General features: G+C 62.8%; 23 protein-coding genes. All 23 read left to right on the top strand.

What is annotated here, in order from left to right; genetic code table 11:
• Nucleotides 1-51: 51 nt before the first annotated feature.
• Nucleotides 52-1,716: a terminase large subunit domain-containing protein gene (locus tag NKH17_RS12575; RefSeq protein ID WP_352970928.1), complete on the top strand. Its 1,665-nt coding sequence runs from the start codon at nt 52-54 to the stop codon at nt 1,714-1,716.
• Nucleotides 1,716-1,934 carry a hypothetical protein gene (locus tag NKH17_RS12570; protein WP_352970926.1) on the top strand — a complete coding sequence of 73 codons (219 nt, stop codon included), beginning with the start codon at nt 1,716-1,718 and terminating at the stop codon, nt 1,932-1,934. Before NKH17_RS12575 ends, NKH17_RS12570 begins: the two co-directional genes overlap by 1 nt.
• Nucleotides 1,835-3,217: a phage portal protein gene (locus NKH17_RS12565; RefSeq protein WP_352970923.1), complete on the top strand. Its 1,383-nt coding sequence runs from the start codon at nt 1,835-1,837 to the stop codon at nt 3,215-3,217. The genes NKH17_RS12570 and NKH17_RS12565 overlap by 100 nt, the downstream gene beginning before the upstream one ends.
• A complete protein-coding gene (locus NKH17_RS12560; protein ID WP_352970920.1) occupies nt 3,210-3,908 on the top strand; it encodes an HK97 family phage prohead protease in 699 nt (232 codons plus the stop codon). The genes NKH17_RS12565 and NKH17_RS12560 overlap by 8 nt, the downstream gene beginning before the upstream one ends.
• A gap of 14 nt (nt 3,909-3,922) precedes the next feature.
• The gene (locus tag NKH17_RS12555; RefSeq protein WP_352970918.1) at nt 3,923-5,308 is read left to right on the top strand and encodes a phage major capsid protein; all 1,386 of its coding nucleotides are present in this window, start codon (nt 3,923-3,925) and stop codon (nt 5,306-5,308) included.
• 83 nt (nt 5,309-5,391) lie between these two features.
• On the top strand, nt 5,392-5,832 hold the full coding sequence (locus tag NKH17_RS12550) for a hypothetical protein (protein WP_352970916.1): 441 nt from the start codon (nt 5,392-5,394) through the stop codon (nt 5,830-5,832).
• An 87-nt stretch (nt 5,833-5,919) separates the two neighbouring features.
• Complete coding sequence (locus NKH17_RS12545) at nt 5,920-6,435, top strand: hypothetical protein (RefSeq protein ID WP_352640703.1); 516 nt, start codon at nt 5,920-5,922, stop codon at nt 6,433-6,435.
• A gap of 12 nt (nt 6,436-6,447) precedes the next feature.
• Nucleotides 6,448-6,819: a hypothetical protein gene (locus tag NKH17_RS12540; protein WP_352640704.1), complete on the top strand. Its 372-nt coding sequence runs from the start codon at nt 6,448-6,450 to the stop codon at nt 6,817-6,819.
• A 6-nt stretch (nt 6,820-6,825) separates the two neighbouring features.
• Complete coding sequence (locus NKH17_RS12535) at nt 6,826-7,332, top strand: hypothetical protein (RefSeq protein ID WP_352970914.1); 507 nt, start codon at nt 6,826-6,828, stop codon at nt 7,330-7,332.
• A 3-nt stretch (nt 7,333-7,335) separates the two neighbouring features.
• Nucleotides 7,336-7,986, top strand: coding sequence for a hypothetical protein (locus tag NKH17_RS12530; protein WP_352970911.1), 651 nt, complete (start codon nt 7,336-7,338; stop codon nt 7,984-7,986).
• Complete coding sequence (locus NKH17_RS12525) at nt 7,983-8,396, top strand: hypothetical protein (RefSeq protein WP_352970909.1); 414 nt, start codon at nt 7,983-7,985, stop codon at nt 8,394-8,396. Before NKH17_RS12530 ends, NKH17_RS12525 begins: the two co-directional genes overlap by 4 nt.
• Nucleotides 8,393-8,746 (top strand): hypothetical protein, encoded by a 354-nt coding sequence (locus NKH17_RS12520; RefSeq protein ID WP_352970907.1) that lies wholly within the window; start codon nt 8,393-8,395, stop codon nt 8,744-8,746. Before NKH17_RS12525 ends, NKH17_RS12520 begins: the two co-directional genes overlap by 4 nt.
• Complete coding sequence (locus NKH17_RS12515) at nt 8,746-9,540, top strand: hypothetical protein (RefSeq protein ID WP_352970905.1); 795 nt, start codon at nt 8,746-8,748, stop codon at nt 9,538-9,540. Before NKH17_RS12520 ends, NKH17_RS12515 begins: the two co-directional genes overlap by 1 nt.
• Complete coding sequence (locus tag NKH17_RS12510; protein WP_352970902.1) at nt 9,540-9,950, top strand: phage tail terminator-like protein; 411 nt, start codon at nt 9,540-9,542, stop codon at nt 9,948-9,950. Before NKH17_RS12515 ends, NKH17_RS12510 begins: the two co-directional genes overlap by 1 nt.
• Complete coding sequence (locus NKH17_RS12505) at nt 9,947-10,141, top strand: hypothetical protein (RefSeq protein ID WP_352970899.1); 195 nt, start codon at nt 9,947-9,949, stop codon at nt 10,139-10,141. The genes NKH17_RS12510 and NKH17_RS12505 overlap by 4 nt, the downstream gene beginning before the upstream one ends.
• 71 nt (nt 10,142-10,212) lie before the next feature.
• Entirely contained in the window at nt 10,213-11,679 is a 1,467-nt protein-coding gene (locus NKH17_RS12500; protein WP_352970896.1) for a phage tail tube protein, read from the top strand.
• Between the two features lie 91 nt (nt 11,680-11,770).
• Nucleotides 11,771-12,208, top strand: a complete 438-nt coding sequence (locus NKH17_RS12495; RefSeq protein WP_352970893.1) for a hypothetical protein — start codon at nt 11,771-11,773, stop codon at nt 12,206-12,208.
• 95 nt (nt 12,209-12,303) lie between these two features.
• The gene (locus tag NKH17_RS12490; RefSeq protein ID WP_352970890.1) at nt 12,304-12,561 is read left to right on the top strand and encodes a phage tail assembly chaperone; all 258 of its coding nucleotides are present in this window, start codon (nt 12,304-12,306) and stop codon (nt 12,559-12,561) included.
• Nucleotides 12,562-12,565: 4 nt separating this feature from the next.
• The gene (locus tag NKH17_RS12485) at nt 12,566-16,528 is read left to right on the top strand and encodes a phage tail length tape measure family protein (protein ID WP_352970888.1); all 3,963 of its coding nucleotides are present in this window, start codon (nt 12,566-12,568) and stop codon (nt 16,526-16,528) included.
• 5 nt (nt 16,529-16,533) lie between these two features.
• Nucleotides 16,534-17,286 carry a hypothetical protein gene (locus tag NKH17_RS12480; RefSeq protein ID WP_352970885.1) on the top strand — a complete coding sequence of 251 codons (753 nt, stop codon included), beginning with the start codon at nt 16,534-16,536 and terminating at the stop codon, nt 17,284-17,286.
• A gap of 3 nt (nt 17,287-17,289) precedes the next feature.
• A complete protein-coding gene (locus NKH17_RS12475; RefSeq protein WP_352970882.1) occupies nt 17,290-17,922 on the top strand; it encodes a hypothetical protein in 633 nt (210 codons plus the stop codon).
• Nucleotides 17,923-17,928: 6 nt separating this feature from the next.
• Nucleotides 17,929-18,345, top strand: a complete 417-nt coding sequence (locus tag NKH17_RS12470) for a DUF6950 family protein (protein WP_352970880.1) — start codon at nt 17,929-17,931, stop codon at nt 18,343-18,345.
• Complete coding sequence (locus NKH17_RS12465) at nt 18,330-20,354, top strand: hypothetical protein (protein WP_352970877.1); 2,025 nt, start codon at nt 18,330-18,332, stop codon at nt 20,352-20,354. The genes NKH17_RS12470 and NKH17_RS12465 overlap by 16 nt, the downstream gene beginning before the upstream one ends.
• Nucleotides 20,355-20,358 lie beyond the last annotated feature (4 nt).

Here is a 20,358-nt window from a genome sequence, read left to right as displayed (position 1 = left end):
ACTGGACGGTCGCTCATACCGGACCTGCCGTTGATCCGATCCGAGGCCGACATGGGCCTCGCATTCTTCGACGAGCTGAAGCTTCCCGACGTTCCTGGCAAGCCGCGGCTCGCCGATGCTGCTGGGCAGTGGTTCCGCGATATCGTCGCGACATCGTTTGGATCGTGGGACCCGGTCTCGCAGCAGAACTTCATCCGTGACATCTTCGTCCTGGCACCCAAGGGCTCTTCGAAGACTTCATACGGTGCCGGCCTGGCATTGGCGGTGATGCTGATGAACCGCCGGCCCCGGGCAGAGGCCCTGTTCATCGGGCCAACTCAGGCGATTTCCGATCGCGCTTACGAGCAGGCGGTCGGCATGATCGAGGAATCGCCGGACCTCAAGCGGCGCTTTCGGCCGCGCGATCACCTCAAGACGATCGAGGATCTGGTCAATCGCTCTGAAATGAAGGTCAAGACGTTCGACCTGAATATTCTGACCGGGGCGATCCTGATCTTCGCGCACCTGGACGAAATTCACTTGCTCGGCAAATCATCCTACGCCGGCAAGGTGATCCGGCAAATTCGCGGCGGCATCGACAAGACGCCCGAAGGCAAGTTCTTGATTACGACCACCGAGAGCGACGACATCCCGGCCGGCGCGTTCAAGGATGAACTGCACAGCGCGCGCAAACATCGCGACGGTGAATTCCGCGGCAAGGAAGCAAGGCCGACGCTGTCGGTGATGTTCGAATTTCCGCAGGACATCGCCAAGGACCCGGCACAATGGCGTGATCCAGCCAACTGGCCGATGGTGCAGCCGAACCTAGGGCGGTCGGTTCACCTGAAGGACCTGGTCCAGGGCTGGAATTCCGACAAAGAGAAGGGCGAGCGCTCGATCCGTGAGTGGGCGTCACAATATCTCAACATCGAAATGGGCGTTGGCCATAAGACCGACGGCTGGCCCGGCGCCGAGTTCTGGGCCGGAGCTGAAGAACCGGAGCTGGATCTCGACAGCTTGATTGAACGCTCGGAAGCAATTGTCGTCGGCATTGACGGCGGCGGCCTCGATGACTTGTTCGGCGCTAGCGCGCTCGGCCGCGAGAAGGCGACGAAGACCTGGTTGTCGATCTCGAAAGCGTGGTGCCACAAAAGCGTGCTGGAACGGCGGCTGACGATCGCCGCACAGCTGCTGGACTTCGCCAACCTCGGCGAGATCGAGATCATCGACGATGAGTTCGTCGATGTCGCCGGCACTGTGCCGCTGCTCGAACCTTGCGATGCTCTGCTGCTGCCGAAGGACGTCGCCGGAGTCCTAATCCTGGTCTCACGCATCCTCGAAGCTGGGCTGCTGGCGGCGGTGGCGATCGACGTCGAGGGGCCATACGGCGAGCTCGCCGACGCGCTGGCCCTCATCGGCGTGACGGAGGGAAACAAGAACCTGGTCGGTGTCGGTCAGGGCTATCGGTTGATGAACGCCATCAAGACCTCCGAGCGAAAGGTTGCGAACGGCACGCTGAAACACCAGCCCAGCCAGCTCATGAACTGGTGTGTCAGCAACATCAAAATCGAGCCGACGGCCACGGCCATTCGCGCCACCAAGCAGAATGCCGGCGATGCCAAGATTGATCCCGCCATGGCGCTGTTCGACGCTGTATCGGTCATGGTCACCAATCCTGACCCGATCGTGATTGCCGACAGCTCCTATCTCGACGACGAAGACATGATGGTGATGTGATGTTCGGCAAAATCGGCGCGGCATTGACCGCGATCGGCAGACCTTTCGGCCGCGCGCTACCTGTCGTCGTCCGAGACGGTGCAGGGCTTGCCGCGGTTGGGCTCATTTCCTACGGAGCTTGGCAGATATCGCCGCCTGCCGGCTTCATCACGGCCGGCTGCCTGCTTCTGTTCGGCGTCATCCTGATCAGCGCCAAGAAGCCGGGCAAGGCCGAGTGATGGCCGGACTGTTTGGTGCCATCGCTGACGGCCTCCAGATCAAGAGTGACGGTGGCGACATCAGGTATGGCCCGCTGGAGGAGATATGGTCTGGCCTCTTTGGTGGCGGTCTGGCGAAATCCGGGCCGAACGTGACGTGGAAGACCGCGCTGCAGTGCACCACGGTTTTGGCTTGCAGCCGCCGCATCGCCGAAGGCCTGATGGTCCCCTGCAAGGTCTACCAGCGGGAACCCGGGAGCAAGACTCGCAGGGAAGATCGCGAGCATCCTCTTTACGCTGCGCTCGAGGATGCGCCGAACCGCTATCAGAGCGGACTGGAATATCGTGAGACCATTGGCCTTCACCTCGCTCTGACGTTCAATCACTATTCGTACATCAGCCGGGTCAACAACCAGGTCGACGAACTGGTCCCGCTCTGCGATGTCCATCCCAAGCTGGAGCGCGACGGTCGTATGACGTATCGCGCCCAGCTGTTCGAGGGCGTCTACGGCACCTTCGAATCCGATGAGATCTGGCATATCCGCGGCCCGTCATGGAACGGCACCGTCGGAATGGATGCCATCAAGCTCATGCGCGAAGCGATCGGCCTGTCGATCGCCTCCGAGGAAACTCATGCCAGGCTGCACAGCAACGGGTCACAGCCCGGCGGCATCCTGACCACCGACAAGGAACTGAGCAAGGCGGCGCGCGATCGTCTCCGCGTCCAGTGGACCGCGCACCAGGTCGGGCTGGCGAACCGCTTCAAGACGGCCGTCCTCGACAACGGCCTGAAATGGCAGCCGCTCGCCATGACAGGCGTCGATGCCCAGCATATTCAGGTCCGGCAATTCCAGGTCGAAGAGATCTGCCGCGGCATGTGCGTAATGCCGATCATGGTCGGTTTTTCCGGAGACAAGGCCCCGACATACGCGTCGGCGGAACAGCTGTTCCTTGCCCATCTGGTCCACACGGTGCGGCCCTGGCACGACCGCGTCGCCGCATCGGCGAAGCGGTGGTTGCTGACCCCGAAGGAACGCAAGGCCGGCTACTACCTCGCCTTCACGGAGCAGGCGTTCCTCAGCCCGGCCATGAAGGACAAGGCCGAATACTACAAGATCGCGCTGGGCGGTGGCGGCAACCCCGGATGGGTCACGCCGGACGAGGTCCGTGGCTTCGATGAGATGCCGCCGATTCTTGGAGGCAGCCGGCTCTACGTGCCGATCACGGCTTCCCCCATCGATGACGACGGCTATCCGCGTCCAACGAAACAGCCGGCAGCCAGCAAGGAGTCCGCCAATGGATAGGTATCAGGCCGACTTCGAGTTCAAGTTCTCCGCCGGTGCGAAGGATGGCACGTTCTCCGGCTATGGCGCCATCTTCGGCAACGTCGACAGTTATGGCGATGTCATCGAGCGCGGTGCCTTCAAAAAGAGCCTTAGCGATTGGGAAGCCAAGGGCAAGCTGCCGCCGATGCTACTGCAGCATGGCGGCTTCTTCGGTCCAGTCGACGACATGCTGCCGGTCGGCAAGTGGACATCGATGGAGGAAAACTCCAAGGGCCTGAAGGTCGATGGCGAGCTCTTCGCGCTCGGCACCGACCGCGGCCAGTTGATCTACGAAGGCATGAAGGCCGGATCGCTCGACGGTTTGTCGATCGGTTATCGCGCCAAGAAATTCACGGTCGGCACGAAGCCGACCGATCCGACGCGCACGCTGCATGAGCTCGAGCTGCGCGAGCTCAGCATCGTGACGTTTCCTGCGAATGACAAAGCGCTAGTCGGCTCCGTCAAGGCGGTCGACATCGACGCAATCGCCACTCTTTCGGATTTCGAAGACTTCTTGCGAGAGGCAAGCGGTGGACGAATTTCGAAGAATGCGGCTCGTGACGTGACGAGCCGTCTCACCAAGATCGTACGGCGCGAGGCTGGGGACGATCAAGTCAAGGGTCTGCTGGATCGGCTGCGTTCCACCAGCAAGCTCATTATCCCCAACTAGCCAAGGAGGCAGATATGCCCGAAATGAAGGAAGTTCTCGAGGACGTCGAGAAAGAGGTCAAGAAGATCGGCGACAACGTCACCGAACTGAAGACCTCAATGGAGAAGGACCTCAAATCGGTCCGCGAATATGCCGAGAAAGTCGGCAAGGATGCCGGCGACGGCACCCAGCTGAAGAAGGACCTCGAAGCTCTGACCGCCGGTGTCGAAGCCAAGCATGCGGCGATCGAAGCGCAGGTCAAGAAGATCGTCGAGGAATCGATCAAGGGCGCCGGGACCCGCATGGACGAGTTCGAGCGCAAGCTCAACCGCGCCAGGTTGATGGGCGGCTCCGCACTGGACGGACAGGATGAACTGAAGCTCGCCCGCGATTTCACCAAGGCGGCCATGGCCTCGCGCGGCGAACTCAAGACCAGCACCGATCTGTCCGACGACAAGATCGACCTCGAAGGCATCAAGGCCTACAGCGAGGCGTTCAAGCGTCATCTGCAGGTAAATGTGATGAACATTCCGGCAGAGCAGCAGAAAGCGATGTCTGTCGGAACGGATCCGTCGGGTGGCTACCAGGTCAGCCCAACGGTCATGAGCCGAATGCTCGCGGTCCAGTATGAATCCTCGCCGATGCGGCAGCTCGCATCCGTCGAGAATATCGGAAGCGACGTTGCGGAATTTCCGATCGACGACGATGAAGCTGGTTCCGGGTGGGTTGGCGAAAATGAGGATCGCGACGAGACCGATACCCCGGAAAGTGGCGTCCAGCGCATTCCTGTTCATGAGATCTATGCCATGCCCCGCGTGTCGGCCAGGCTGCTCGAGGACGCCGACTTCGATGTCGAAGGGTTTCTCGCGAGAAAGGTCGGAGAGCGGTTCGGCCGGCAGGAAGCAACAGCTTTCGTAGCCGGCAACACGCCGCGCAGGCCGCGCGGTTTTCTGACCTATCCGGCAGGCACCACTCGCGGAAAGATCGAGCAAATCGTCAGCGGCGCCGCGACCGACATGACATGGGATGCCTTGATCAACCTGATGTCGTCGCTCAAGGACTTCTACGTGTCGGGTGCCGTATGGGTCATGCGCCGCGCCACGGTCGGCAATCTTATGCTGAAGAAGGACGGTGACGGCCGGTATATCTGGCAGCCCAACCAGCAGGCGGGGAAACCTTCGATCCTCATCGGTCACGAGGTCTACAACGCGGCCGATATGCCCGCTGTGGGAGCCGGCGCTCTGCCGATCGCCTTCGGCAACTTCAAGGCCGGCTACACCATTATCGACCGCCGCGGGTCGGTAACGCTCCGCGATCCCTACACCAAAAAGGGTTCGGTGAAGTTCTACACGACCAAGCGCGTCGGTGGCGACGTCACCGAGTTCGAAGCCATCAAGCTCATGAAGATCGCGGCTTCGTAAGAAGACCCAGATCCCCACGAAAAACCAGCGGGGCGACCGTCGTCGCCCCGTCCACCCTTTCATCGTCCCAGGAGGACACCGAAATGAACATTCATGGGCTTCTGGCCAATCTGGAAAGCCGCTGGGCGAAGGCTGCAGTCGCTCTCGCCAGTAACACCGATGACAACTCCGCCCGTATCGACATGATCGACTACGAGTCGGCGATGTTCATCACTTCGATCGAGGACAGCGTCGCCACCGGCGTCGGCACTCTGAAAGTCGAACAGAACGATGATGACTCCGATACTGGGATGGCGGCGATCACCGGCGCCACCGCCACCAAGACTTGCGTCGTCAATGACGACATCAACGGTCAGCTCCTGATCGTGGAAGTCCGGAACCCGTCGAAACGATACATCCAGGGCGTCCGCACCAGTGCGACCGCCAACATCGCTTTCGGCAGCGTCATCGTGCTCCTGAAGCCGCGCATCTTCCCGTCCGTGCAGGGCGCCACCGTGGCGGCATCCACCTACGTCTCCGACTAACCGGCGGGCCTCCGGGCCCGCTCCCTCCCTCCGAAGCGCACAGCGCTAGAGGCGCCCACGGCGACCTCGTAGCAAAGGAGAATTCCCATGGTTGATACCTCTTACCAGCCGAAAGTCTATCGCAAGCAGGGCGGCGACGAACTCGTCGTCGCATCGGGCGGTCTGCTCACCGTCGAGAGTGGCGGCGCCCTCGTCGTCGGCGGGGTCACGGTCGACGAAAACACGCTTGCCCTTACCGGCCTCACCGCTTCTGCCGCCGAGCTGAACGCCTATCCGATCTCGCTGGATATCGCGGATGGATCGGCTGAGGCGTCCTATTTCGCGGTGGCGCCGCATGCCGGCGACATCAGCAAGATCTACACCGTCATCGATGGTGCCGTCTCGACCGCCGATATCACCGTTACGGCCAAGATCGCAACCGTGCCCGTAACCAACGGTGTTGTGACAATCGCGACGGCGGCTTCTGCCGCCGGCGACGTCGATGTCGCTACGCCAACGGCGGCAAGGACCGTTACCGCTGGCCAAGCCATCGAGTTCGTCGTGACTGGTGGCGGTGCCGGCGGTTCGCCGCGCATCCATCTCGTCGCCCTGATCACGCGCTGATCGGAGACCGACATGCATGTCGAGCGCAAGACCGTCGCCATCACCACAGCCGCCGACGGTTCGGCGACGGCATACACAGAGGGTGCGGCCACCGGCCGCATCCTGCAGGCCAGGTACGTCAAGACCGATTTCGCCGACGGCGTCGACTTCACGATCACATCAGAGGCCACCGGCGAGACGATTTGGCAGCAATCCGACGTCAATGCCTCCGCGACCGTCGCGCCGCGGCAGCCGACACACTCCACGGCCGGTGTCGCGGCTCTCTTCGCCGCGGCCGGCGCGGCCGTCAACGACCACATCGCAATCGCGAACGACCGGATCAAGATCGTTATCGCCGCTGGCGGCAACGCGAAGACCGGCACGTTCCATTTCCTGATCGGATGATCCCCCATGCACAAGGTATTGAAAGCATTCCCGTGCTCGTTCGACGGCATCAAGGCCATCAACCTCAATCCCGGCGACGAGCGCGAGTTCGGCTCGATGGCAGAAGGTCTGCAGAAGGCTGGCCTCATCGGCGAGCCGGATACAGCGAAGACGACCAAAGACGACCTGCGCGATGATGGCCCCACCGTCACTGAGTACGTGGCAGCCGGTTATTCGGCGTCGCAATATCCTCCGCATGGCTATGCCTCGCGGAGCACTGCCGAGGAAATCGCGGAAGCTGCGAAGGCTGAAGCCGCAAAGGCTAAGGCAGACGAGAAAGCCGCAAAGGCCGCCGCAAAGGCCGAAGGCGAGAAGGCCAAGATGCGCGATGCCATCCTGGGGGACCTCATGAAGCTTTCGGACGAAGATCTCGCCAAGATCGTTGAAGCCGAGAAGATCGCCGTCGTCGACGGCGACAGCAAGGATGTCGTGCTCGGCAAGATCGCCGACGCTCGCATGGCTGCGCAGGGCTGATCAATGCTGTCCGTCCTGGCGGTCACGACACCGGCGAGTGACCGCTCGCTGCTGACCCAAGCCGAGCGTCGCGAGGCAATCGGCGTGACAGATTCCAGCCAGGATACGAGACTGGCCGCGCTCGACCTGCGGCTTGGGGCCGCGATCATGGCCGAGTGCAACGTCGCAATCGGGGCGGGGGCCGAGCCGACGCTGTTGCAGGAAACGCTGACCGAGACGTGCCGCAGGGTCGATGCTGCTGTTTTGGTTCTGGCACGCCGGCACAATGTCGAGATTACGAGCCTGATCGAAGATGGCGTTACGCTGACAAACGAGGTCAGCTTCACGGTCGATCCGGAATCAGGCCTTGTGACTAGGCTTTCCGACGACTGCCCGCGTCACTGGTGCGCCGGAAAGGTCGTGGCCGTCTACAAAGCCGGCTTTACCGTCGTTCCCGGCGACCTCAAGCAGGCCGCGATGGATTTCATGCGGCTGGCCTGGGCCGAAAGTAAGCGAGATCCCGCGCTGAAATCCGAGGTCGTCGACATCCCTGACGTCCGCCGGGTCGAGCGCGGCTACTGGGTCGGCTCCGTCCCCGGCCAATCCAACGAGGGCGCTGTCCCCGACATCGTCGCCGGCCAGCTCGCCCGCTTCCGCAACATGATGGTGGCATGATGGACAATCCTGGCCTCTACTCGCTCGGCGATCTCGCTGTTACCGTCGCCGGGACACAGGTCGGTGACTGGATCACCGACCTTGAAGGCATGCTGGCGGCGCTGGCCAACCTGCGGCTCGCCTATGGCAGTGGCGGCACCACGATCCGCGCCTACCTGCAAACCAGCCTCGATGGTGGAACCACGGCAGTTGATATCGCCTGTGTGCTGTTCCAGACGGCAAGTGAGACGGCGGTGCTCAACTTCTCGGCGCTGACGCCGAAACTGACGCAGGTCGTCCCGACCGATGGGGCTTTGGCTGACGACACGGCGATCGACGGCGTGCTCGGTGATCGCTTGCGGCTGAAGCTGGTCTCCACCGGGACCTATGCCGGCAGCACCGTGCTGTCGGGCCGGATACACGCCAGGTGACGACGCCGGCCGAACTGATCGCTGATCTCGACGCCGCGCTGCTCGATGCCGGCGAGGACGTGAAGCTGCGCCGCCTGACGCTTGGTCCCAGCGCGATCCAGATCCCGTTCGATGCCGATGTTCGGGCTTCGATCCGGCCGTTGCGGCCGGAGGAGCTCGTCGGCGCAGTCGATCAGTCCTGGTCGCGCGTCGTGCTCAGTCCGACCGACATCAACCGGGCGCAGTGGCGTCTGCCGGTCAAGAAAAACGACAAGATCGTGCAGGACGGCAAGGTCCGGAATGTCGAGTTCGCCAAGCATATCCGGGTCCAGAATGAGCTGGTGCGGATTGATTTGACGGTGGCTGGCTGATGGCCCGCTTCGAAACCTTCGAGCGCGACCTCAAGCTGGCTACGGCCGGACTGGAGCCGGCGGCCATCAATGCCGCGCTTGCGAAGTACGCGAAGGCCGAGCTGCAGCTAGCGATCTCTGCCGGCGCGTCACCGCAATACGACCGCTATGTCAACGGTGTCGCCGGGTTGCCGGAGGAAGCCGTCGTGGCTCCGGGCTCGATCCTCTATGTGTTTTCAAACTGGCCGCTCGTCATCAACGCCGCGCTGGCAGAGCTGGCAAAGCGCAGCCCGCGCAAGTCCGGCCGGTTCGCGGCGTCCTTTATCGTGATCGTCGGCGGCCAGCCAGTCACCAACTACGCCTCGATCCCGAGCGAGTCCGAGGTCATCATCACCGACTTCCAGCCCTATATCCGCAAGGTCGAGGGCGGCCTGTCCGGCGTCAAGCGCCGTCGGGTCTTCGACGGGACCAAGAATGCGATGAGCAACCGGTTCCGTGGTGCCTTCAACTTCGAAACCAAATTCCTCAATATCGCGTCCGGTGTCCATCCGACGATCCCGTATGTGCTCAAGGGGCAGCAGCGCAGTGCATCAACCGCCGCGCTGGCGACATGGCACGGCGTTCCAAAGCAGGTGATAGAGGGCTGGCGCGCGCAGGGTAAGCGGCTGGGGACCGTGAACATGGCGGCGCGGCTGGCTGCGCAAGACCGCAGATCAAGTGCGTTTCGCGCCGGGCGCGAAACGCTTGCCGGCCGTTCCGATAGCCAGGCCGGCCAACCGATCACCTATCCCTCGATCATCATCAACGCGCTCTGATGTCCAGCCTCACCGCCTACGACACAATTGAGCAATACCTCTCCGCTCAGTGGACGACGACGCCGCTCGTCTTCGAGAATTTCGACACCGAACTGCCCGACGATCCGGCACACTTCGTCTTCGTCGAGATCTATGGCGACAGCTTCGACCAGGAATCGATCGGCGCCGAACCGCGAACCGGCAATCTCTTTCGCGAGTGGGGGCAGCTCTACCTGAACGTGATGACCCGCAACGGCATCGGGACACGGCTGGCACGGCAATATGCGACGGCGCTCGTTGCCCTGTTCCAAGGTCTCGACATCGGCACCTTAACCTTCCGCGCCGCTTCGATCGGCGCCGGCGAGCCCGGCAAGAACGACGGGAATTATTATCGCATGACCGCAACCATAGATTGGAGACGCGACCAATGATAAGGGTTCTGAAATCCTTCAAGACGAGGCTGCAACGGTTCGCCGCCGGCGATCATGTGGCGGAAACCGCCGATCTGTCGCCGCATACGGTCGAAGGCCTGATGGAAGGCGGCTTCCTGAATTCGCCCGCGGCGGCGAAGCCCGCCAAATCCAAGCCCGCCGGCGCCGACCAAAGCCGCGCTTCCGAGTAACCACCTCCCCAAGATCCCCGCAGCCCTCCGCCCCGGCCTGACCGCGGCGCTATTTGCCATGGAGAAATGTCATGTCGGACGCAAATCGCCTGCGCCTCTCTCACGTCCGGGAGGCGACCCTCGGCACCACGCCGACCACGCCGCGCATGCGCACCGCACGCCTGAAAGGTGAGACGCTGCGCTTCGCCCCGGCCTTCGTCACCTCGGAAGAGATACGCGAAGACCGCATGAACAGCGACCCTATCAAAGTCAATGAGATGAATGATGGGCCGATCAACGGTGAGCTGTCGTGGCCGCCCAATGGCTCGCCTTTCTCCGACTGGCTGGAATCGCTGTTCTGCAACACCTGGGTGAATACCCCATCGCGTGACAATGACGGCACCGCCGACAGCGTCATAACCGCTCTGACCGGCACCACCGATGTCGTCACCTGCCTCACCGGCGCCGCGTTTGTTGCCAGCCAGATCGCCAAATTCACCGGCTTCACGGATCCGGCCAACAACGGCATCTTCAAATGTACGACCGGCCACGCCACCTCGCCGGTGTTCCTCGGCGCCGGCTTCGTCACCGAAGCGGCACCACCTGCCGCCGCGCGCATCAAGGTCGTCGGCTTCCAGGGCGCCTCTGGCGACATTCTGGCCGCCGCATCGGGCCTCACCTCGACGGCGCTCAACTTCACGCTGATGGGGCTTGCCGTCGGCCAGTGGATCAAGATCGGCGGCACTGCAGCGGGCGACAAGTTCGCTACCGCCGCCTGCAATGGCTGGGCGCGTATCACCGCCATCGCCGCCGCGGCACTGACGCTCGACAACCTGCCGACGGGCTGGACGACCGACGCCGGCACCGGCAAGACGGTCAAGGTGTTCTTCGGCGATCAGCTGAAGAATGGAGTCCTGACGCTCGGCCAGACCATCGAGCGCGGCTTCATGGACCAGGCTGCGCCGACCTATATCGCGCAGCGCGGCATGGTCGTCGACCAGGGTGTCTTCAACTTCGTCAAGGAGCAGGTTGTCACCTGGACGATGACGTTCGCCGGCTTGACCGGCACCCAGGATACGACATCGCTGGATACATCGCCGGATGCGGCGACAACCAATGCGATCATGGCGGCGGCTGTCAATGTCGGCCGCATCGCGGAAAACGGCACGCCGGTCGGTGGTCCGAATTTCATCGAATCGGCCACGTTCACCGTCAAGAACAATCTCCGCATGATTGGCGGCATCCGCTCCGACGGTCTGGTCGGCCCAGAAGACATCGGCAAGGGCTCGGTCGACGTCAACGTCAATATGGGCACGTATTTCGGATCGAATGCCTTGTTGGCGAAGCTCTTTGCCGGCACCGCGACCAACATCAACGTCCGCATCGCCAAGAACAGCCAGGCGCTGATCTGGGCGGTACCGCGCCTGACCTACACCGACGGCCAGGCCAATGCGACGGCGAAGAACACCGACACCAAGCTGCCGCTCACCTCGCAGGCGTCGTTCGATACGCTGACGTCCTCGCACATCATGCTCGACCGCCTCGAATACTATGAATGACAGATCCCGCCCGACAGCGGGACAGAGCTTGCGCAAGAAGGCGGCGGGTTGTCGGACCCGTCGCCACCCTTCCGACAAAGGAACTTCCCACATGACGGTCAAACTGGGCAGCCTGGCTGCCGATCTCACGAAAGAGCGCGAAGGCGACTGGATCGAGCCAAAGGAATGGCCGGGTCTCAATCCCGAAAAGCCATATGAGCAGGTCCCATTGCCGGGTCTCTCATTCCTGACGCGGTCGATCAACTATCCGCCCTATGCCACGGCATACCAGGCCGAGCTGGAGAAGCTGCGGCAAGCCTATCCGAGCGGCACCATCCCTGCCGATGTGCAGGCAAAGGCCGAAGGCAAGCTGGCGATCGAACATCTTCTGCTCGGCTGGCGCGGCCTGGACGTGCCCTATTCGGCCGACATCGTCGGATCGGTTCTCGTTGCAGAAGAACATCGTGTGATCCGAGCCATGGTCAGATGGTGCGCCGGCATCGTCGGCAAGCGAAAGGTCGAGTTCGAGGAAGCAGCCTCAAAAAACTGACCGCGGCCTTCCGCTACGACCTCGAGCGGAAAGGCCATCATGACTGGCTGGCTGATCTGGCCAGGGAATACCCTGACGAAGTCCCGGCCGAGACGGTGCCGAAACGGCCGGAGGAGGCCCGGTCAGAACGCTGGCACGAGTTCTACCGTCGTGCCTGGAATGCGCTTCAGTTCGATCGCCAATACGGGGCGATGGGCGGCGAAATGCCGATCAGCTTCGTCGCCTACGATGCCTACGCGCGCCGTTACGGCATCGAAGGGGAAGCCTTCGAGCGCTTCCACGCATTCATGATCGCCATCGACACCGAATGGCTCAACCACGTCGCCGAAAAGGCCAAGGAAAAGGGAGGCTGAGACATTGAACGACATTGCACTGTCCAGCCTCCGCGTCGGCGCGGAGATCGATTCCTCGAAGTACAAGACCGGGGCGGCCGACAAGGTCGCCGCCGATCGCGCGATGGTCGCCTCGGCCCAGGCCGTCGGCGAAGCGATTGCGGCGACCGAGACCAAGATCAGTGCTTCCGGCAACGTCGTATCGATGCTGACGCGCCGATACGTCGAGGGCCAGAAGGAAGCGCAGGCCTTTGAGCGCGATCTTCGCGGTCTCAATCGCCAACTCGAAACCGGCAAAGTTTCGGTCGAACAGGCAGCCACCATCCTGGTCGGCATGAACCAGAAGCTCGGCATCAATGCCAACGCTTCCGAATTGGCGGCAAAAGGCCAGGTCCAGCTTGCGGCTGCGGTAGGCGCCGCCAATGCTCAGATCGAAGGTCAGGTGACGGCTCTGGCGCAAGCCGCCGTTGCGCATCAGGCGATGATCGCGGCGGCCCGTGCCGACCAGCAGGCCGAAAACGGCCGTCAGATCGCGGTAGCGAACCAAGGCAAGTTCAACACCGTCCTGGGCGTGCAGACTACACCATCGACTGGCGCCCGCTCGTCGGCCTCGATTTTCGAGGCCGAGTTCGCCCATCTCGATCAGATGGCGCAGCTGCGTGCGCAACAGGCCGGCGCACTGTTCGCCGACCAGTTCAATTCGTCCGTGATGGCGAACTCCGGCAAGTCGGCGCGCGCCTCAGCCTCCGTTTTCGAGGAGGCCGGCGCCGAAGCCGATCAGATGGCGGCGCGGGTTGCCGCTCTTCGCGCCGAGCTCAACCCGCTGGCTGCGGCGCAAGATCGCGTCAACGCCGAGCTGGCCGAATATTCGGCGCTGGCGGCAAGGGGCGCGATATCCGCCGATGAGTTGGCGCAGGCGCAAGCCATGGCGCGAAGCCGGATGGCCGCCAATCAGAATGGTAGCGGGAACCACCCCGCGATCGCCAACGCGACATATCAGTTTCAGGACATTGCCGTCACATCGGCGATGGGCACGTCGCCGATGATGATTGCGCTTCAGCAGGGCACTCAGCTCGGCATGGCAATGGAGACTTCGCTTGGAGGTCGGGGGGCAGCCGGCGCCGCCAAGATGCTAGGCTCGGCCGTGCTCGGCCTGTTCAGCCCGATTAATCTCGTCGCCGTCGGTCTCACCGCCGTTGTTGCCGTCGGCATCCAGTTCGGCTCGAAGCTGCTGCCACAGACCAAATCGCTGAAGGATGCCACGGAAGCCCAGCGCAAGGCTGTCGACGAACTTGCCGAGGCCTACGGCATGGCTGGGGTCAAAGCGGAGGACTTTGGAAAGAAGTCGCAGGCCGCAGCAGCAGCGGCGGCGCGGCGCGAGAACGAGACGCTCAGCGAAGCCGCGAAGGCAACCAATCGAGACACTCTCGATCAGCTCGCCCGATTCGTCGTGCCCGGCTACCATCAGTCCGGCTCGTACCAAGCCCGATCCGAGTTCTCCGATTTTGCCGCTCCTATCGCGGACCTCAGCAAAGGGCTCCAGACCGCCCATCCCGATTTCCAAACCTTCGAACGGGACACGCAGGCGATCGTCGACAAGAACCCAGGCCTGCAGGGCATCCGTGACAAGATCATGGGTATCGCCGAAGCGGCCATGTCGGCGTCGGGGAACCTCGACGGTACCGCCAAGGTGCTCGATCGTATCAACCAGATCCGGCTGCCGGAGAAAGGCATCCTTCCGAAAGGCGCCGCCGGTGACGAGCTCGCCGCAATGGAGATAAGCGCCAAATATCGCATGCAGCAGCAGTTCAACGCGGATCAGCTCAGCCTCGACGCGAAGTCGCCTCAGGAGCTCGCCGCGGTCGCACGTGCCCATGCTGCCGCAACCGTCAACTCGGACGAGACCGCAGGCACCAGGTCAACCAGGATCGAGCTCGCCGGCAAGCAGGCTCTGATCGAAGCCGAGCATGCGCTGAAGGAAGCACAAGACCAGCGCAAGCGCTCGCTCGACCAGACCTTGGCCTCGGCAAAGCTTGACGCCGATCTCATCGGCAACACAACGGCGGCCACAGAAGGTCTCCGGATGGCGTTCCAACTCGAGCAACAGGTCCGCGAAGAGGCCGCGCGTAACAACGTAGCAGCCGATGAAGCCGAGATCGCCCGCATCAAGGAGAAGGCCGCGGAATACGGCAAGCTGCGTGCCCTCCAGCAGGCGCGCGACACCATCCACGGCCAGGAGATCGACCTCGAGACGCAGCGCGCCGAGCTCGGCCTGATCGGCGAGAACACGCTAGCGCATGACCGCGCGATCGCCGTGCTCAAGGCGGAGCAGGAAATCCGCAAGCTCGGCATCCCGCTCTATGGCGAAGAGGCCGAAGCCATCCGCAGGAACACTGCCGAGCTCGCCGCTCTGGCGGAGGCGTCAGCCAAGGCGAAGCTGGCGGCCGACCTCAATTTCGAGCGGGAGCAGCAGTTCCGCTCGGCGCAGGATCAGCAGATCGCCTCGCGCCAGCAAGGCGCAGGCCTCGACGTCGACCTCAATTCGCCAGCCGCGCAGCAGATGCGCGACATCGCACGTTTCGCCGATGCCAAGGGCCTCGCCGTCGGCTTCCTGACCGACTTCAAATCGGAACTGCTGCGCAATGGCGGCGATGTCGGCAAGGCGCTTGGGGAAGCGGTTCTCAGCGCCTTGACGGCGTCGATGGACAAGTCACTGGCGAACATCTTCGACCGCCTGGCGACATGGTTCGCCTCATGGCTGACTGGTCAGATGCCTGGCGCCGGCGGCGCTGGTGTTGGTGCTGCTGCAGCCAGCACCGTTGGTACCTTCGCCAACGATAATTATGCGCCGGGCGCGGTGACGCGCGCGCCGCTCGCTGCAGCCGGCGGCAGCGCTCTGTCGATGGTCGGCAACTACAAGGCTGGCGTTGATCCCAGGCTGACCGACATTCTGAACTCGGCCGCTCTCCAGACCCCAGGCTACAAGGTTGATGCCTTCTCAGGATATAGGCCTGGCGACCCCCGCTTCCACGGTCGGGGTCTCGCGACCGACGTCAACCTGACTGATCTCGCGTCGGGAAAGAGCCTCGGAAACTATCAGGACGCGAGCAGCTTCCGCGCGTACGAGGAGTTCGCCCAGAACGCTCGCAAGGTTCAGATGGCGAAGTATCCGGAGCTGAACGATGAGTTCCGCTGGGGCGGCTACTTTGGCGGGCCAAAGGGCAAGTATGGCGCCATGGACCAGATGCACTTCGATCTCGGCGGCGGCAAGGTCGGCATGGGCGGCGGCTCGTGGGCGGGCGGTCTGAACGACAACCAGCGTGCGCTCTTCCCTGGTGCCGAGAGCTACGGCATCGGCGCATCGGCAAACACGGCAACGACGGCGCTCGACAAGATGTCAACTAATGCCATCACCGCATCCCAGAACCTTGGGGGGCTTGGCGGTTCCGTCACCAGCGCGGTCGATGCACTGACGGGCGGCGTCGGCGGCAAGGGCGGCCTCGCCTCCATCCTGGAGGGTCTCAAGCCTGGCAACTTTACGCCGGACCCCGGTGGCTTTGCGGCCATGTTGGGTATAGGCGCAGGAACTCCAGCACCTGCCGCCGGCGGCGGAGGGGGCATCTTTTCCATGCTGCTTAGCTTCCTGCCAAAGCTTTTCGGCTTTGCCGACGGCACCGAAAACGCTCCAGAAGGCTGGGCATGGGTCGGCGAGCGCGGCCCGGAATTGCGCAAGCTGCGCGGCGGTGACGTCATTCGCAGCCACGGCCGTTCGATGGATATGGCTGCAAACGCGAACATGAGTGCAAGCGGCGGCGGACGCGGCCAAGAGGTCAATCTCCACGTCAATGTCTATGGCGGTAGTGGCGACGAACATATCCGCCTTTTGGCCCGGCAGGGTGCGCAGCAGGCCATCGGCGATTATCACGAGGCGCAGGCCAGCGGCGGCTTCGGCGAACTGCAGCGCCGCTACAACTCCCAGAAGGCTTGAGCAGCATGGGTCGCTATACGGGCCTGCCGACGCTCGACATTGGCTTCATCAAGGCGTCGGAAATGTCGTTCGACACCAAGGGCGGCGGCCTCGAGAGCGGCAGCAACGGGCTTGGCGAATCCGTCACGATCGAAACCACCGGCGGTGGCGTCTTCGTCGCCAGCTATGAAAACTGCTTTGCGCAGCGGCCGGAGGAGCACGAATACATCAACTGGGTGTCGGCCCGCATGAACGGATCCTTCCGCTTCATGAACGTGCCGGTGCGATCGGACTGGATGGGGCCGTTCCCGCTGTTCAATGGTGTTCCGAAGCCGATCATCGGCGGCATTCCGCATTCCGATGGTTCGCTGTTTTCGGACGGCGCCGGCTACAGCCAGGCGACGGTGTTCGGCACCGTCGCCGCCGATGCTGGGCTCACCGGCCAAGTCACCATCAACATCTATGGTGCGAGCCGCCGGCTGCGTTGGTCAGACTGGTTTTCGATCAGCCATCCGAACAAAGGTTGGCGGATCTATCGCTACTGGGAGACATCGGATCCCGTCGACGTTACCGAGACGATCGACGGCGTCGTCTACACCGGCTCGCAATATCTGCTCTCGCTCGACCGCCCATTGCGCGAGGCGGCTGTGGCGGGCACCCGCATCGAATTCGCCCGGCCGCGCTGTGTCTGCAAGTTCCCGGTCGGCTTCACGCTGGCCTGGCGGGCAAAGGGCTTCATGCAGGCGAGTGTCAGTTTTCAGTTTGTCGAGGCGTTCTGACCAATGGCATGGCAGGATCTGATCGGCTCTTACTCGGTCAACTATGTGCCGCAGCCGGTGCTCGACGCGATGGCGACAAGCCATATCCTCGGCATCTTCTTTCGGCTGGAGACCGATCCCGGTCTGCATATCTGGGCGGGCGTCAACGACATCCCGGCCGGCTTCGACAGCATCGACGAGGATGACACCGTCTATCTCGGCGGTGGCAGGCTGCTGAACATCCCGACGTTGGAAGTGCTGGTCAACGGCCAGTCCAGTTCGGTCGAGTTTGGTATCTCCGGCATCGATCCGTCCACCGCACAAAAGGTGTTGGACACCATGCCGGATGTGCGCGGCAAGGATCTTAAGATCGGCTTCACCACGCTCGATCAGCATTACCAGCCGATGTCGAGCATCGTGGCGCTGTGGAGCGGGACGGCCTCGCACCCGACCGAATCATCTCCCGCCGTCACGGGCGGAGAGAACAAGAAGACCACCCTGAGCCTGGCCGTCGTGTCGGGCACCAACACCAGGTCGCGGGCCTCTCAGTCGCTGTGGACGCCGGCGCACCAGAAGGCGTTCTATCCGACCGACGAGTTCTGTTCGAACATCGCGCGACTTGGCCGCGGCGTCGCTCCGGCATGGCCGAACTACTGAGGCATCATGACCCTCGAGGAATATATCAGGCTGCCGCACCGGTGGCGGTGGGGCGGCATGGGCGGCGAGGATTGCACCACGTTTTGCGCCGGCTGGGTGCTGGTGAGGACGGGCAAGGATCCTGCTGCAGACTTGCGCGGGACATACTTCGACGCCGATGGCGCTGACGCCGTCCTGCGGGCCGCTGGCGGGGTTGTGGCGCTGATCGGGGCCAAGCTCGGCGCCTTGGGCTTCCAACGCGTCCAGCAGCCGCAGGACGGCGATATCGGCATCGTCAGCGCCATGACTGGCTTCGATGCCGCCGGCATGGTGGTCAAGCACATTCCCGGGATCAAGTTCGGTCCGCTCTGGGCGGTGCTGTCGGCGCGCGGCCCGATGGTCAAGAAACTCGACTGGACGGGCAGGGCATGGCGCATCGCATAACCCCGCTCGAGGCGGCCATCCGCGAGGCGCTGAAGGGCAAGCCGGTCTCTTACAATCCGGGCATTGGCGCGTTCGAGACGACGACGACGCAGGAGTTCTTCGCCTCCGGATGGAACGGCGAATACCAGTGGCCGGTTCACAAGGACCCGATCTTCGTTCCGATCTTCACCGCCATCCTCGGCGGGGGCGGGATCACCTTCGGCAGCACGACCATCACCTACGCTGCGATTGCGTCGGCCATTGTCACCACGGCGTTGACAGTCGGTCTTTCTTACCTGCTGGCTCCGACCCCGCCGAAGCCGGAGGATGGACGCCAGCCGCTGACACAGGCCATTCCCTACCGGTTCTGGGGTGTCGGGCGGGCAAGGCTGGCCGGAGCGATGATGCTCTGGGAAACCGCCGACGATCTGATGATCTCCGTGCAGGCGATCGTCGCGCACCGGATCAACGGCTACATCGATTACTACTTCAATGACGACAAGATCGTGTTGACCGGCAACGATGTCAGCGCTGCCCATGGCAATCGCTACGGCACAACGAGATGTCAGCTGTACACTCGGATCGGATTGACGCCTGAAACGGCCATCTCGGAAATCGTCGCCTATTTTGGGGCGGATGATATCTGGACCGACAACCATCGCGGCGATGGCCAGGCGTACATCGGCATGGTTGCCAAATCGCCTCAGGCCGAAGATTTCCAGTCGTTGTTCCCCTATGGCAAGCCGGCGCTGTCCGTGGTTGCCGAGCTGGCGCTGTGCTGGGATTTCCGGGAGCCGTTGCAGGACCCGGAAGACCCGTCGACATGGACCTTCACTGAAAACCCCGCCATCCAATTGGCCTGGCACGAGTGCTTCAATCCGTTCGGGACGAAGCGTGATTTCAGGAAGGCGCTGCTGCCGGTGCTCGACATGTGGCAGGAGGAGGCCGACGTCTGCGACGAGCTCATAGCGCGCGCCGTTGGCGGGTCCGAGAAAAGATATACCTGCGGCGGCTTCGACACCACGGAGCATGATCCAAAGGCCGCCACCAATGCCATTCTCGCGGCTTGCGATGGATGGATGTGCGAGCGCGGCGATGGCGCGCTGCTGTTCGTCGCCGGCAAGTTCCGCGATAAATATGTCGCCACGCTGACCGATGCCGATATCGTCGGGTATACCATCCAGCACGACGTTCTGCCGGAAGAAGAGGTCAACCGCCTCGTTCCGAAGTTCACCTATCCGGCGACGGATTACACTTCGACGGATACGGACTTCTTCGAAGATGTTCCTGCCCAGCTGCTGGCCGGCCGGCCGCTGCCGCGGGATGCGACCTATCTTTGGGTCAATCAGTGGCGCCAGGCGCGTCGTCTGGCCAAGCGCGAGTTCGCCCGCCTGCGACAGAAAAAGCGCGGCTCGCTCGATGTCCGCTTCACCGGCATTAACGCAGTCTACGCGCCATGGGTACGGCTGCAAACGCCCCTGAGCATCCCGTCGATGAACGGAAAACTGATCAACAACCGCCGCTCGGTTCTATCGGTGCAGCGCGGCGGCTTCCAGATGACGTTCATCGTCATGCCGACCGACATCGATGCCTGGGACCCGGCGATTGATGAAGGATCGGCGCCGCCGGTGCCGCCGAAGCCGGAATCGGATGGCGTGCCGAGCGCTGTGATCGACACCGTCTACGCCGTGGCGTCTGCCGGTTCCGCCTATATCCGCGTCGCGATCATCGACCCCAACACCGCCGATGTCACGACCGTGCTGCGCTATCGGATCGTTGACACCGGCGGCGGCGTTCCCGGCGCCTGGATCGAACAGAAATACCCGGATGCCGTGCCGGCTGCCGGCCTGATCGTCGTCAACACCAATGCGGTGCCACTGGAAACCCAGATCGCAGTGCAGGCCGCGTTCATCGGGTCGAACGGGAAGTATGGCACCTGGTCCGATTCCGAAATTGTCTACACGACCGGCACCGATGCCAGCTTCGACTTTTCTGTAGCCACCAACAGCCAATTTATCTTTGACGTCTAGGAGC

The organism is Mesorhizobium sp. M1334 (genome assembly GCF_040317995.1).
GTDB lineage: Bacteria > Pseudomonadota > Alphaproteobacteria > Rhizobiales > Rhizobiaceae > Mesorhizobium.
Note: the sequence above shows the minus strand (reverse complement) of the source record. Positions and strands in the feature narration are given on the sequence as shown.